Source organism: Novacetimonas maltaceti (genome assembly GCF_002906255.1).
Classification (GTDB): Bacteria; Pseudomonadota; Alphaproteobacteria; order Acetobacterales; family Acetobacteraceae; genus Novacetimonas; species Novacetimonas maltaceti.
Map to the genome: position 1 here is coordinate 1 of NZ_POTC01000016.1, position 14,488 is coordinate 14,488.

Annotated in this window: 14 protein-coding genes; 9 read left to right on the forward strand and 5 right to left on the reverse strand. The window is 66.3% G+C overall.

The window, feature by feature from the left end; all coding sequences use genetic code 11:
* Positions 1–155: 155 nt before the first annotated feature.
* The gene (locus tag KMAL_RS07550; RefSeq protein ID WP_239020014.1) at positions 156–1,067 is read right to left on the reverse strand and encodes an MIP/aquaporin family protein; all 912 of its coding nucleotides are present in this window, start codon (positions 1,065–1,067) and stop codon (positions 156–158) included.
* 342 nt (positions 1,068–1,409) lie between these two features.
* On the opposite strand from KMAL_RS07550, the gene KMAL_RS07555 reads away from it, so the two are divergent.
* Positions 1,410–3,263 carry a hypothetical protein gene (locus tag KMAL_RS07555; RefSeq protein ID WP_110095137.1) on the forward strand — a complete coding sequence of 618 codons (1,854 nt, stop codon included), beginning with the start codon at positions 1,410–1,412 and terminating at the stop codon, positions 3,261–3,263.
* On the opposite strand, the gene KMAL_RS07560 is transcribed toward KMAL_RS07555, so the two are convergent.
* Entirely contained in the window at positions 3,235–3,789 is a 555-nt protein-coding gene (locus tag KMAL_RS07560; protein ID WP_239020015.1) for a hypothetical protein, read from the reverse strand. The genes KMAL_RS07555 and KMAL_RS07560 overlap by 29 nt on opposite strands.
* Positions 3,790–4,060: 271 nt before the next feature.
* On the opposite strand from KMAL_RS07560, the gene KMAL_RS07565 reads away from it, so the two are divergent.
* Positions 4,061–4,288 (forward strand): DUF3126 family protein, encoded by a 228-nt coding sequence (locus tag KMAL_RS07565; protein ID WP_110095138.1) that lies wholly within the window; start codon positions 4,061–4,063, stop codon positions 4,286–4,288.
* A gap of 64 nt (positions 4,289–4,352) precedes the next feature.
* Here KMAL_RS07565 and KMAL_RS07570 read toward each other — a convergent pair whose 3' ends face one another.
* Positions 4,353–4,976 carry a DUF2939 domain-containing protein gene (locus KMAL_RS07570; RefSeq protein WP_110095186.1) on the reverse strand — a complete coding sequence of 208 codons (624 nt, stop codon included), beginning with the start codon at positions 4,974–4,976 and terminating at the stop codon, positions 4,353–4,355.
* Positions 4,977–5,138: 162 nt separating this feature from the next.
* On the opposite strand from KMAL_RS07570, the gene KMAL_RS07575 reads away from it, so the two are divergent.
* The 4 genes from KMAL_RS07575 (at position 5,139) to pyk (ending at position 9,040) form a co-directional block, all read left to right on the forward strand.
* Positions 5,139–5,972, forward strand: a complete 834-nt coding sequence (locus KMAL_RS07575; RefSeq protein WP_110095139.1) for a HesA/MoeB/ThiF family protein — start codon at positions 5,139–5,141, stop codon at positions 5,970–5,972.
* A gap of 8 nt (positions 5,973–5,980) precedes the next feature.
* Positions 5,981–6,379 carry a DsrE family protein gene (locus KMAL_RS07580; RefSeq protein WP_110095187.1) on the forward strand — a complete coding sequence of 133 codons (399 nt, stop codon included), beginning with the start codon at positions 5,981–5,983 and terminating at the stop codon, positions 6,377–6,379.
* A gap of 68 nt (positions 6,380–6,447) precedes the next feature.
* Positions 6,448–7,452: an SH3 domain-containing protein gene (locus KMAL_RS07585; RefSeq protein WP_408887904.1), complete on the forward strand. Its 1,005-nt coding sequence runs from the start codon at positions 6,448–6,450 to the stop codon at positions 7,450–7,452.
* A gap of 133 nt (positions 7,453–7,585) precedes the next feature.
* Positions 7,586–9,040 (forward strand): pyruvate kinase, encoded by a 1,455-nt coding sequence (gene pyk / locus KMAL_RS07590; RefSeq protein WP_110095141.1) that lies wholly within the window; start codon positions 7,586–7,588, stop codon positions 9,038–9,040.
* Positions 9,041–9,151: 111 nt separating this feature from the next.
* Here pyk and KMAL_RS07595 read toward each other — a convergent pair whose 3' ends face one another.
* Both KMAL_RS07595 and KMAL_RS07600 read right to left on the reverse strand, forming a co-directional pair.
* A complete protein-coding gene (locus KMAL_RS07595) occupies positions 9,152–10,057 on the reverse strand; it encodes a prephenate/arogenate dehydrogenase family protein (RefSeq protein ID WP_110095142.1) in 906 nt (301 codons plus the stop codon).
* Between the two features lie 39 nt (positions 10,058–10,096).
* The gene (locus KMAL_RS07600; RefSeq protein WP_110095143.1) at positions 10,097–11,167 is read right to left on the reverse strand and encodes a lysylphosphatidylglycerol synthase domain-containing protein; all 1,071 of its coding nucleotides are present in this window, start codon (positions 11,165–11,167) and stop codon (positions 10,097–10,099) included.
* A gap of 189 nt (positions 11,168–11,356) precedes the next feature.
* Between KMAL_RS07600 and hpnA the strand changes: the two genes are divergently transcribed.
* The 3 genes from hpnA to hpnC are packed head-to-tail and all read left to right on the forward strand — an operon-like array spanning position 11,357 to position 14,461.
* Complete coding sequence (hpnA, locus tag KMAL_RS07605; RefSeq protein ID WP_110095144.1) at positions 11,357–12,352, forward strand: hopanoid-associated sugar epimerase; 996 nt, start codon at positions 11,357–11,359, stop codon at positions 12,350–12,352.
* Between the two features lie 10 nt (positions 12,353–12,362).
* A complete protein-coding gene (locus tag KMAL_RS07610; RefSeq protein WP_110095145.1) occupies positions 12,363–13,598 on the forward strand; it encodes a glycosyltransferase in 1,236 nt (411 codons plus the stop codon).
* A complete protein-coding gene (gene hpnC / locus KMAL_RS07615) occupies positions 13,595–14,461 on the forward strand; it encodes a squalene synthase HpnC (protein WP_110095146.1) in 867 nt (288 codons plus the stop codon). The genes KMAL_RS07610 and hpnC overlap by 4 nt, the downstream gene beginning before the upstream one ends.
* The last annotated feature ends 27 nt before the right edge of the window (positions 14,462–14,488 follow it).

The window sequence follows — 14,488 nt, forward strand, 5'->3', positions numbered from 1 at the left end:
GCGCATCGCCATGCGAAGCGACAAGACAGACAGATCATTCGCAGCAATGATTTATCTCACCGCCGCTATCATCAATTCACGGTAATTCCCAACAGACCCCAAAAAGCTTCGCAAGACACCGCCTTTTCAGAGACAGGGCGGACACCCAAAAACTCCTATTCCCCCGTCTCCACCTGCTTGCGCGTCGGATGCCACAGGGAGGGCACCCGCCCGTGATGGCCGAAATTGACCAGGCGTGCTTCCTCCACCTCCAGATGGCCGAACAGGTGCGTGCGGATCGCCAACACCGACAGCGACGCCCCCGCGAACGGGCCGATGGCGTAGATCCAGAATGACGTCCATTGTCCCGAGAATACCGCCGGGGCAAAGCTGCGGGCAAGGTTGGAACTGTTGCCCGACAGCCATGCGGACACGGGGTTGAGCAGCAGGAAGAACAGCCCGCCCGCCCATGGCGTCCATTCCTTGAAACGCGGATGCCCCGCCAGCCAGTAGAGCATGAGGATCAGCAGCGCCGTCAGCACCAGTTCCGTCACCAGCGGCCACAGGATGGGCACCTGCTGCGCGGGGACCGTCGCCGCGTATCCCGCCGCCGTCACCAGATGGCCCCAGAAGGGGAACAGTGTCGCGGCACAGGCCAGCAGCCATGTGCCAAGGCATGCGCCGATCACCTGCGCGATGATGTAGCCGCACAGGTCGATCCACCCGAGTTTCCCCGCCAGCGCGAATGCCAGCGAGACCGAAGGGTTCAGATGCGCGCCACTGACCTTGCCGAACGGGGTTATGGCCGCGACCGTGCCCGACAGGCCGAAGAACAGGCCGCACAGCGCGGTCTGGATGACGGGATGGGGGGCAAGCAGACGCCCCACCACGCCCTGCGGGACCGTCAGCACCGCGACGGCGACGATGCCGCAGATCATCATGACCGCCGTCGCCACCATTTCGCAGCCATACAGTGTCCAGTGCAGGGGATGGTCGGGATGGGCGGCCCCGGACAGGGGGCGGTCCTCCTGCGCGGGACGGTTCTTTCCGTGGGGAGCGGGGGATGACGAAGCAGGACTGGTGTTCATGCCGCTTCCTTCCATGCAGTGACAGACCCATGCGCCGGAAAACGGGCGCAGGCCCCTTGTCTACAGGAAGAAATGTTATGAAACATATATAATCATGCGAATATAAGATGCTGAATTCAATAATAATTAAATAACAGTTTTTCTTATTTTTATTGATGGGGCTGCATCCCGCAAAGTGTATGCGACAAAAAAACACGATCGTGACATGAAATACTTGTGCGCGCCCATATTGCCCGCGCCTTGCCTGTCGCTGTATCCGTCAGGGCTGTTGTCACACATGCGATGATGTTCTTTTAGCTGCTTTAGGGACTGCGTGCCGGACCGATGTGCTGTTGGCAGAAAATGCATGACCCTGTCCGCAACCGCGATGGGGAAACGCCCCGCCGGGGAGTGGTGCGTGGCGCTGTCGTGGCGCTGTCTGGAATTGTCGCGGCGTTTGCCGCCCTGCCCGCCCATGCCGATGACCTGAGCGAAATCCAGGCCATCCGTGAGGAGATGCGCAGGCTGGAGGCAAAGGTCGAACGGCTGGAGGCCCACCACGCCCATTCCGGGGGCGATGCCGGTGGCCGCATGTTCGCAGGCCACGGCCTGCGGCAGCACAGCCTGTCGGGCAACGCGCCGGCGCCGTCGCATCCCATCGACCCCAGCGCCGTGCCCGACCTGCGCCACCTGTCGATCGGCGGCCCTGCCGTCTCCGCCGACAGCCAGACGGCGGCGGAGGAAGCGAACGAGGCGCTGCAGGACGCCAATGCGCAGCAGCAGCAGCCACAGCTGAACATGGATTCCTCCAGCCCGCTGTCGATCACCCAGACCGGCGTGGACAGCCTGCCGCCCGTCTTCCGCATCGGCGGCGTGTCGGTGCGTCTTGGCGGGTTCATCGACTTCTCCAACATCTATCGCAGCAAGAACCTGACCAGCGGGCCTGCAACAAGCTGGGGCAGCTTCCCCTATGCCAACAGTCCCAACGCCCATACGGGGGAATACCGCCCATCGGCCCAGCTGACGCGCCTGAGCGTGCTGTTGCAGGGGACGCCCACGGACCACCAGGTGCTCTCGGCCTATATCGAGACCGATTTCGGTGGCGCCGCCGGCACCGCCAACAGTTACCAGACCAACAGCTATACCCCGCGTATCCGCCAGGCCTACATGACCTACAGCGATACGAAATGGGGGTTCCATGTGCTGGCGGGGCAGGCGTGGAGCCTGACGACCGGATACACGCAGGGCCTCCTGTCGCGGCATGAGCAGCTGCCCCCCGTGGTGGACAACAACCAGATCCCCGGCATCGTCTTCACCCGTGTGCCGCAGATCCGCTTCATCAAGGATTTCGGCCGCAAATGGTGGGTCGGCCTGTCGTTCGAGGCCCCGCAGGTCGCCTTTGCGGAATCGGATGGCATGCTGGATGACGGCACGCTGCAGCCGGGCGTGGGCATGCGTGGCGGCACGGATGTGCTGTATAACAATTCAGGTTCGGGGATGCTGAACCCCAATGCGAAATACAGTATGGACGTGGCCCCTGACATCGTGCTCAAGGGCGCGCTGGACACCAAGCTGGCGCATTACGAGGTGTACGGCCTGGCACGCTGGTTCAAGGCGCTGGAGAAGGCCTATGGCACCAACTCGATCCGCGAGCGCGTGTCCTTTGCCGGCGGCGTGGGCGGGGACATTACCGTCCATGCCATCCCGAAATACCTGCAGGTGACGGGCAATGTGCTGGCGGGCAGGGGAATCGGGCGCTACGGGCCGTCGATGATCTCCGACGCCACGTTCAAGGCCGATGGCACGCCCGCCCCCATTCCCGAACTGATCGGCAGCCTCGGGCTGATCGGGCATCCGACGGACAATGTGCTGCTCTATCTCTATGGCGGGATCGAGACGGCGGGCCGCAATACCTATCGGGGCCTCGACGGGCGGCAGTACGGCTATGGCGTCAGCGACCTCGACCTCGAATCGTGCGATATCGAGCAGATCACCACCAGCACCTGCAACGCGCAGACCCGCACCGTGGCCGACATGACGGTGGGCGGATGGTGGCACATGCTGCAGGGACGCTATGGCGCGGTGATGACCGGCGTGCAGTACACCTACGTCCACAAGATCGCGTTTTCCGGCACGAACAACGTGGGGCAGCGGATCGACCCGACCACCGGCGGCAATACGATCTACGTCACTTTCCGCTATCTGCCGTTTCAGTAAGCGGGACGTGCAGCGCGGCCAGGCAGTCATCCACCTGGTGGTTGAGGTGGATGTCATGCACCTTGCGCACGCCCGCGATCACGCTGGTGCGCCAGCGCCGGGTCATGCCGGCATCCGCGCAGATGCGCCCACCGCCCAGCACCGGCCCGTTGCCAGGGTCGAGGATCTGCAGCACCGCATGCGGGTTATGCGCAAGCCCCCGCCGCAGCGCCGCCTGCAGGGCGCTGACATGCGCGCTGTCGGCACTGGCGATCAGGTCGGGCACCAGTTCGATCCATCCATCCCACCCGGCGGAGACGGCGCGGATCACATGTGGCCATGCCTGCTGCCGGTCCAGTTGCGCCACGCTTTCGCGTGCGCCGTTGTCGCGGATCTGCATCGCAAGCCCCCGTGCCGTCAGCACGCGTGACGCCTCCACCGGGGCGCCAGGCGTCGCGGGGGTGCCGGCCGCAAGCGCGGTCAGTCCGATGGGCAGCGCAAGCAGCAGCCAGAGCAGCACAAGGCGGGGGAGGGAGCGTATCAGCAAACTTTTTTCCCATGTTGCTGTTGTTGGACGTGTAAATGGCAAAAGACCGGGACTTCGTGGCAATCACGGGGCAGGGATGGGGAAAATCATGGGCACGGGGCGGTTGCGGGGGGCACGCCATGTGCCTATAGCGTGCGGCAATATCCGTATGTCACCATCCGGCAGCACACGGCCCGGCAGGCCGCGCGACAGTTCCGGCTTTCCATCCGCCCTGTCCTGAGGGCATGTCCGTGATCGCGCCATATCCACCCACCAGGGAGAGACAAGACCCATGACCGCCATTTCCACATCTGAAATCAGCCGCCTGCAGACCTGCCTGCGCCGCCTGCTCGGCTCGCCCGGCCTGACCGTCAACGCCCCGCCGCGCGCGGGCCTGTCGGTCGAACTCGCCGTCAACGGGGAAGTCGTGGGCACCATCCACCGTGACGAGGACGAGGGCGAAGTGTCCTATGCCGTGCACATGACGGTTCTGGAAGAAGACCTGCCGCCCGCGCGCTGAAACCCGCCGCGCATTTCCATGCGGGCGGCCATCGCCCGCCTTTCCCCAGCCTGGCCCGGACGGGTCAGTGCCGGGTGATGGCGGGGGGCGCGGCCTGCGTGGCGGAGGCTTCCATCAATGGCTGGCGCGCGGTCGGCAGGTCGATGCGATGGATCTTCCACTGGAACGCGTGGATGCGCATCTGCAGGCGCAGCGGCGTTTCCTTTTCATGGCCCGGCATGACGATGCTCGTCTCGAACAGTCCAGGCTTGACGAATCGCGCGTGCACCCGCTGCACGAAGGCCAGCGGGGTAAAGGCCGCCGTCGCCTGTCCCTGCGGGACGAGGTGATCGACGATCTCGCCAAGGTTGTTTTCGGTCACGTTCGTGTCGATGGCGTTCGACACGGCGGTGGAGGCGAACGAGGCCCCGAATTCCGGCAGGTCGTCATCGGCCGGCTTTTCACCCAGCAGTTCGCTGACCGCCTGCGTCTTGAGGCTGTCGCGCACGGAACCCCAGCGCAGCGTCTGCCCCAGGCCCTGCATGTCGTGGTTCTGGATGGCGGAGGAAATCGACCACAGCGTGACGAAGGGCGAGGCGGCATACAGCGATGTCGCCGCGGCGAACGTCCCGGCACAGATCCAGCGCGCCTGCTGCCGGCGGAGTTCCGACAGGGCCGACGGGATTTTCATGCGGGAAAGAGAAGACATTGATTTATATTCCCCCATGGTGGTTTCGCGGTTGTCCCGCACTATACTGGAAACATATCGGGCATGCATTGGTTTCATGAAATGACACCCATGACATCACGAAATTGTGATTTTATCAGGCGATCGACAGGCCTTGAAACAACATCGGGCCGGGGATGACGGATGGATTTTTCCGAAGACGAGATACAGCGCTACGCACGCCACATCCTCCTGCCGGAGGTCGGGGGCACGGGGCAGGAAACCCTCCTGAAATCCCGTGTCCTGATCATCGGGGCCGGGGGACTGGGCTCTCCGCTCGCGCTCTACCTTGCCGCCGCGGGGGTCGGGCGCATCGGGCTGGTGGATGATGACGTGGTCGACCTGTCGAACCTGCAGCGCCAGATCGCCCATGTCACGGCGCGGGTCGGCCATGCAAAAGTCGACTCGGCGGCGGAGGCGATGCGCGCGCTCAATCCCGGCGTGTCCGTCGATTGTCATAACATTCGGCTGGGACCGGGCAATGTGCGCGCGCTGGTGCGTGGGTATGACATCGTGTGCGACGGATCCGACAATTTCGCCACCCGCTACCTGCTGGCCGATGCGTGCGCGCTGGAACGCCGCACGCTGGTTTCGGCTGCGGTGCTGCGGTTCGAGGGGCAGCTTTCGACCTTCCGCCCGCATGACGGGGGACCGTGCTACCGCTGCCTGTATCCGTCCGCGCCCCCTGCGGGAATGGTGCCGTCCTGCGCGCAGGCGGGGGTGTTCGGCGCGGTGACCGGCGTGATGGGCACCCTGCAGGCGACGGAGGTGCTCAAGGAACTGCTCGGCATTGGCGAGGGGCTGTCGGGGCGCCTGCTGGTGTGGGATGCGCTGGCGATGCGCTTCCATACCATCCGCCTGTCGCGGGACCCGGACTGCCGCCTGTGCGGGGACCATGCCACCATCCATGACCTCTCGGCCCATCAGGACATGCCCGCCGGTGCGGCCTGCGCGCATGACCCGGTGGCGGCGTCGTGACGGGGACGATGCCCGCCGCCGGCGCCCCCGCGCCGGACGGCCTTGCGATCCTGCTGCTCGACGGGGGGTATGAACGGGCACATTATGCGCTGGTCCTCGCGGCGTCGGGGCTTGCGCTGGGGCGCCCGGTCGTGCTGTTCGCGGCGGGCGGCGGCGTGCATGCGCTGGCGCGGGACTGGCGGGGCTTGCGCGATGCGGGGCAGGATGCGGAAATGGCCGCGCGCGGGGTCGCCACGTTCGCGGACCTGCGTGACGCAGTGGTGGAACTGGATGGCGAACTGCTGGCGTGCGAGGCGGGACTGAGGCTATGTGGTCTGCGGCACGGGGCGCTGCTGGCATCGGTGCGTGTCGCGGGGGTGCCGACCTTCCTGGATGCTGCCCGGGGACGGCAGGTCATAACATTATAAAAGGATCGAGGAACGCGATGGCGCAAGGCACGCGGCATGTTTGTGCACCGCATGTTTCCACCGCGCGGATGGTGGGAAATCTGGTGGTCCCCCGTTTCGGGATGCGACCGCGTCACCTGTGGGGTGCGGCGCATGTCGCGGCCGTGCTGGTGCCCCTTCTGGGGGGCGGCATGATGTCGGGTGGGGGCGTGGCGCTGGCGGCCACCACGACGCAGGCGGCCGCCCACCATGCCCACCATAACGGTGCGCACCACCACAAGGGGACGGCGGCGGAAAAGGAAAAGAAGGAGGCCCATGCCGGGCACAGGGGCGCTGCGTCGTCCGCCCACAGGCATGAACATGCGGGCGCGGCATCCGCCCCTGCGGCCCCCGCGCATCACCATCCCCACCCGGCGGCGGTGGCCGCCCCGGTTGCGGCGGGCGCGGCCGCGGCGGGTGCCACCGCCGCCGCAGCAGCAGCAGGTCCCGGTGCCGCCCTGCCTGCCGGTGCGGCGGGCGCGGCCCCGGACAAGGGCAGTGTGACCGGCCTGCCGCTGCCGCGCTTTGCCGCGTTCCGCGCGGACGAGGTCAACCTGCGCGCGGGGCCGGGGCAGCGTTATCCCATCGACTGGGTCTATCACCGTCGTGGCCTGCCGGTGAAGATCGAGCGGGAATTCGATGTCTGGCGCCTGGTGGAGGACGCGGACGGGCAGAAAGGATGGGTGCATCAGGCAACCCTGGTGGGGACGCGCACGTTTGTCATACCGGGACAGCCAGTCCAGGGTGACGCGCAGCAGGCGGGCCAGCCATCCGAAAAGGAAACGGATGTCATTGGCCGCGCCGACAGCCGCATCGTCGGGCATGTGGCTGACGCCGCGCAGGCGGCGGCCGTGCCCGGTGGCATCATGCTGCGGGCGAAGGCCGATCCCGCGTCCTCCATCGTCGCGGTGCTCAAGCCCGGTGTGGTGGGGACGCTGCGCCAGTGCCCGGCCGGTTCGGGCTGGTGCGAGGTCACGGTCAAGCAGTACTCCGGCTGGCTGGAACGCCAGGCGCTGTGGGGGCTGCTGCCGCAGGAAGTCATCGCGCCGTCCTGATGGCGGTCTGGCGTGCGCGGTGACGGGGCATCCCCTGTTGCCTGCGCCCGTCTCGGGCACGCATCGGGGATGCCGGTTCAGGCAAGGGCCGAGGCAGGGCGCGCAGCACCCGTCCGGCAAACGAGGATTCCCGATGGACCCTTTATTCGCGCCTTTCTTTGCGCATGACCAGCGACGCACCAAGATCGTGGCGACGCTGGGGCCTGCCACGTCCGGTTACGCCACCATCCGCGCGCTTGCGGATGCGGGCGTCAATGTGTTCCGCCTCAACTTCTCCCACGGGTTGCGCGCCGAACATGCGCAGCGCCATGCCACCATCCGCGCGGTGGAGGCCGAGATCCAGCGCCCGCTTGGCGTTCTGGCCGACCTGCAGGGGCCGAAGCTGCGGGTCGGCACCTTTGCCGGGGGCAGCGTCACCCTGCGCGCGGGCGCGATGTTCCGCCTCGACCTGGATGCCCGTCCCGGCGACGAGACGCGGGTCCACCTGCCGCATCCCGAAATCATCAGGGCCGCCGCGATCGGCAGCAGCCTGCTGCTAGATGACGGCAGGCTGAGGCTGGAGGTGCGTGAGAAGGGGGACGATCACCTCCTGACGCAGGTGGTGGTTGGCGGGCCGCTTTCGGACCGCAAGGGTGTCAATGTGCCCGATGTGGTCCTGCCGATTCCCGCCATTACCGAAAAGGACCGCGAGGACCTCGCCTTCGCCCTTGAGTTGGGGGTCGAATATGTCGGCCTGTCCTTTGTCCAGCGTCCGCAGGACGTGCGCGATGCGCGTGAACTCGTGGCCGGGCAGGCCTGGATCCTGACCAAGCTGGAAAAGCCGCAGGCGATGGCGTGCGTGGAGGAGATCGTCGCCCTGTCGGACGTGGTGATGGTGGCGCGTGGCGACCTTGGCGTCGAACTGCCGCCCGAACAGGTGCCGGTGGCGCAGAAGCAGATCATCCGCATTGCGCGGCGCATGGGCCGCCCGGTCATCATCGCGACGCAGATGCTTGAAAGCATGGTCCATGCCCCGACCCCCACCCGGGCGGAGGCATCGGACGTGGCGACGGCAGTGTTCGACGGGGCGGACGCGGTCATGCTGTCGGCGGAAACCGCCGTGGGTGATTACCCGCGTGAGGCGGTGGCGATCATGGACCGCATCGTGCGCAGCGTGGAGGGGGATTCCGGGTGGAACCTGACGATGCAGGCCGCCACCCCGCCGCCCGCCGAAAGCACCGTGGCCGACGCCATTGCCGCGGCATCCCGGCAGGTGGCGGTTTCGGTGGATGCGCCGGTCATCGTAGCCTTTACGCTGGCGGGGCGCACGGCGCTGCGCATTTCGCGCGAACGGCCTGATTGCGCCATCATCGGCCTGACCCCCACGGATGACATCGCACGCAGGCTGTGCATTGCCTGGGGGGTTGTCGCGCTGTCGGCGGGGCAGGAGGTGCCGGTCTATGGCATTGAAACCGTGGTGGACCAGGCGCTGGAGGCCGCGACGCTGTCGCGCTGCGCCGGGCCGGGGGATGCGGTGGTCATTGCCGCCGGCCTGCCCTTTGGCGTGACGGGCAGCACCAACACTCTGCGCGTCGCACGGGTGAAGTAGGGGTTTAACCAACTGATAAGTAATAAAAGTTTTTGGGTGTTGCCTTTTTTCAAAAAGGCAACGTTCTTTGAAGCTTTTTGAAAAAAGCTTCACCAAAAACTTTTATGAATTTCAGGCCTGATGGTTTTCGATCAGGGTGCGGCGGATGGCACGCCCGCGGGCGATGCGATCGACGATGATCGTGTCGTCCCCCTTGCGGATGGCGTCGGCCATGGCCTGCGCATCGGCCATGAACCGGTCGAGCATTTCCAGCAGCGCCTCGCGGTTGTTGAGGAAGATGTCGCGCCACATCGTCGGGTCCGACGCCGCGATGCGGGTGAAGTCGCGAAAGCCCGATGCCGCGAAATCCAGCACTTCGGAACGTGTTTCATCCGCAAGGTCGTCCGCCGTGCCGCAGATGGTGAAGGCCAGCAGGTGCGGCAGGTGGCTGACGATGGCGCAGACCCGGTCATGATGTTCGGGCGTCATGGTGCGCAGGCGCGCGCCCATCGCCTCCCACATGGCGGAAATGCGCGCCACCGCGTCTGGCGGCGTGTTTTCCAGCGGCAGCAGCAGGCACCAGCGGTTTTCAAACAGGCTGGGGAACCCCGCGTCGGGGCCGGAATATTCCGTGCCCGCCATCGGGTGCGCGGGCACGAAGGCGATGTCGGGGCGTGACGCCAGCGCGGGCAGCACGGCGTTGATGACCGAAACCTTGGTCGATCCCACCTCGCTCAGGATCGCGCCGGGCTTCATGGCGGGTGCGACCTGTGCCGCGACCGTGCCGATCACCCCCACCGGCACGCACAAAATCACGCAGTCCGCGTCGCGCACGGCCTCTTTCGCATCCTGCACCACCCGGTCGGCGATGCCGAGTTCACGCACCCGTTCGCAGACCTTCGGGTCGATGTCACTGGCGACGAGTTCGCGCGCGATGCCGCGATCCAGCATCGCGCGACGCAGGATGGAAGAGCCGATCAGGCCCGGTCCGATGATGACCAGCCTGTCGAACAGGGGGGCGGAAGGTGTTGCGGTCATGGCGGCACCGGATGAGGTCTGTGCTGGGGCGGGGAAGGGCTACTTGCCCGGCGGGTTCGTGGTTGTGGCCGCGACGGGGGCGGTGGCCTCCTTCGCATCGTCGCCATCGGCCTGCGGGGCGTTGCGCAGGCTGCGCATTTCCATGGCCTGCCAGCCCAGCAGCATCGGGATGCCGATCACAAGTTCGCGCCCGCGCCGCAGCAGCGACAGGCCGAGCGAGATGGACGGCGCGATGCCAAAGGCCGAGCCCAGCGCGATATAGGCCGCTTCCTGCACGCCAAGCCCGGCGGGGACGAGGAAGGAGACGGACATGATGCCGCAGGCCACGCCCTCGATGGCGATGGCGCCGCTGAAGCTGAGCTTCGCGCCAAGAAAATAATACGCAACCCAGATCGTGCCCGCACTGCCCAGCCAGCCGAGATAGTGCAGGAACGCGGCCTCCGCGATGCGGCGGGGGTGGGACCAGATCTCGTCAAAGCGTTCCTGCAGGCTGTCGGCGCTGCTCATCATCGCGTCCTGCCACTGCGTCGCCATGTTGTGGCCCAGCATGCGGCCCGCGCGCTTGAGCAGCGATCCCCCGTGCTGCTGCGTCCAGATGAACCCGCCGATTCCCATCGTCAGCAGCACGAGCCCGATGATCACCGGCTTGGCGAAGGGGCTGGACTGCTGGTGGGCGACAAGGCACAGCACGGCCGTCAGGATGAACAGGATCTGGCCCATCACCTCCGTCGTGATGTCGACAAGGTTCGCGCATGCCGCTTCCGGCCCGCTGATGGTGCGCCCGCGCCGCCCCGCGAACAGGTGGCTGGAGCATGTCGCGCGGATGCCGATCACCATCCCCCCGAGCTGGGAGAAGGGCAGGCATGACGCCGCCGCATCACGAATCATGCGCGAGACCAGCAGTTGGCGGACGGAAATGTCGCGACAAGCCGCGTGCCATGCAAGACCCAGTATTGCATCGACTGCAAGCTGCGCCAGCACGGTCGCCATGAATCCGACGAAGCCGATCGACACGATCGCCTTCATGACGGAGCCCGCGCCAAGCCACGCCGTGCAACCGGTAAGTAGGGCCAGGCCAAGGAAGGCCAGCAGGATGGTAAGCTTTCTCAAGAAAGATCCGTAATGCGTCTGTTAAGCCGAAAAGCGGTCGCAATGTCCGCCCGAAGTGACAGTGCGGGCCTGACTTACACCACGACAGGGTCTGGCGCCACCGCGAGGTGTCGGGATAAATGGTAATTCCTGCTGGTTGCGAGTCCGTATCGCAATCTTGAATTCTGTCACGGAGTGCTCGTTCAGGTCATGACTGCCCCAACGCTCGTCACCGGTGCAACCGGTTTTGTCGGCTCTGCTGTCGCCCGCAACCTGCTGGAGCGTGGCCATTCGCTGCGCCTGATGGTGCGCAAGGGCAGTGATCTCACCAACCTGCGCGACCTGCCGTGCGAACTGGTGGAGGGGGACCTGTCCACCCCGTCCTCCTTCGACGCGGCGGTGCGTGGATGCCGCTACGTGTTCCACGTCGCCGCGGATTACCGGCTGTGGGTGCCCGATCCCGTGCCGATGATGATCGCCAACGTGGAGGGCACGCGCCAACTCATGCTCGCGGCGCAGCGCGCGGGCGTGGAGAAGATCGTCTACTGCTCCTCCGTCGCGGCGCTTGGCCTGATCGGCGACGGGACGGTGTGTGACGAGGAGACGCCGGTCCATGAACATGGCGTGATCGGGATCTACAAGCGCTCCAAATACCGTGCGGAGCAGGAAGTCCTGCGCCTGGTCCACGAATGCGCGCTGCCGGCCGTGATCGTGAATCCCTCCACCCCCGTCGGCCCGCGCGACATCAAGCCCACGCCCACGGGGCAGATGATCCTCGACTGCGCGGCGGGGCGGATGCCCGCCTATGTCGATACGGGCGTGAACATCGTCCATGTCGATGACGTGGCCGAAGGCCATGCGCTGGCGCTGGAGCGCGGGCGACTGGGCGAGAAATACATCCTTGGCGGCCAGAACTACCTCCTGCGCGACCTGTTCGCCATGACGGCGGAGATCGCCGGCGTGGCGCCGCCGCGCATCCGTCTGCCGCAGGCGGTGATCTGGCCCGTTGCGATCGTCAGCGAATGGCTGTCGCGCCTGTTTGGCATCGCCCCGCGCGTCACGCGCGAGATGCTGGCGATGTCGCACAAGAAGATGTTCTTCTCCTCCGACAAGGCGATCCGGGAACTGGGCTACTCCCCCCGTCCCGCGCGTGAGGCCGTCAAGGACGCCATCGACTGGTTCCGCCAGCATGGCATGCTCGATTGAGGTTCGCGGCATGTTGCTCATCGCCATTGCGGGGCTGGCGCTGGCCATCTGGGGGTGGCTGATCTTCTTCCACGGGCGTTTCTGGCAGGCCGGGCCGATCCTCGCCCCGGTGCCGGGCAAGGCGCTGGGGCGTGGCCAGTGCCCCGATGTCTGTGTCGTGGTGCCCGCGCGTGATGAGGCCCCGTCGATACAACAGTGCGTCTCCTCGCTGCTGGCGCAGGATTATCCGGGGCGTCTGCATGTCATCGTCGTCGATGACGGCAGCACCGACGGGACGGGGAAGCTGGCCCGCAGGGTGGCCGACCCGAAGAAGCGCCTGACGGTGGTGACGGGCAAGCCCCGCCCGGCGGGATGGAGCGGCAAGCTGTGGGCCGTAAGCCAGGGCGTGGCCGAGGCCGCGCGCCTGTGCCCCGGCAATGACGGCTTCATCCTGCTGACGGATGCGGACATCACGCATGATGCGCGCCACGTCTCCACCCTTGTGGCCAAGGCGGTGGGGTCCGGCCTTGATGAAGTGTCGGAAATGGTGGAGCTGAACTGCAAAAGCCCCGCTGAACGGATGCTGGTCCCGGCCTTCGTCTTCTTTTTCGCCCTGCTCTATCCCTTCGCCAGCGTGAACAACCCGCGCAGCAGGACGGCGGGTGCCGCGGGCGGGACGATCCTTGTGCGTCGCACGGCGCTGGCGCGCATCGGCGGGATCGACAGCCTGCGCGGCGCGCTGATCGACGACTGCACGCTGGCCGCGCGCATCAAGCATGGGGGCGGGAAGATCTTCCTGGGGCACAGCTGCCTTGCGCGTTCCATCCGCCCCTATCCCCATCCGCATGACATCTGGCGCATGGTGGCGCGCACGGCCTATGTGCAGCTGGGATATTCGCCGTGGATGCTGGCGGGCACGGTGCTGGGCATGATCGTGGTGTGGATCGTGCCGATGGAACTGGCCCTGTTCACCCATGGCGCGGCCTGCCTGCTTGGCGCTGCCGCATGGGTGATGTCGATGGCGTCGTACACCCCCACGCTGCGCCGCTTCAACCTGATGCCCGCATGGGCGCTGCTGCTGCCGGTCGTGGCCGGTTTCTATACGCTGGCGACCATCGGGTCGGCCATCAATCACCATCGGGGCCGGGGCGTGGTGTGGAAAAGCCGCGCCTATACCGATACGGATGGGGCAATCTCGACCTATATCCGCTCCGAAGGGAACGGTGCGGTCATGAACAGGACGATGACGGGGGATGACATAGGGTGAGTACAGCCGAACACGACGCATGGGGCAGCGAGGACGTATCGTCAGGCAAGGGCGCGGGGGATGAGAACTTTCCCGTGGGTTCCCTGCTGATCAGCCGCGACCAGCGTCCGAATGTCCACGCCTATTACGATTTCGCCCGCGTCATCGACGATATCGTGGACAGCACGAAGCTGGACCCGCAGGCGAAGATCGACCGCCTCAACGCCATGGAGGGCGTGGTGCGCGGCACAGTTGCCGCCCCCGCCCGCGCTGATGCGCAGACGGCGGTGAAGGTGCGCGAGATGTTCGCGCGCACCGGCGTCCCGGTGGAAACCGCGACCGACCTGATCGTCGCCTTCCGCCAGGATGCGGTCAAGAACCGGTATGAGACCTGGGACGAACTGCTGGAATACTGCCGCTATTCCGCCAATCCCGTGGGACGCTTCCTGCTGGCGCTGCACGGGGAGGGGCCGGAGACGGCAGGCCCGTCCGATGCGCTGTGCACGGCGTTGCAGGTCATCAACCACCTGCAGGACTGCGCCGATGACCTGCGTGCGCTCGACCGGTGCTACCTCCCGCGGGAATGGATGGAGCGCGAGGGTGCGAAGGTGGAGGACCTGTACGGCCCCTTTGCCCTGCCGGCGCTGCGCCGGGTGTTCGATGCCATGCTGGACGGGGTGGATGTTCTCAATGACGAGGCCGCCCGCCTGCCCGCGCTGGTGCATGACCGGCGCATGCGCATGGAATGCGCGGTGATCGTCGGCCTGTCGAAGCGCCTTGCTGCGCGCCTGCGGCGCGAGGACCCGCTGGCGGGCCGGGTCAAGCTGTCGCGGGGGGATGTGCTGGCCGCGCTGGGCGATGCGTTGCGCGTCATCCGCCGCTGAAGCCCCGCAGGGGTGCGGGCGGATTTT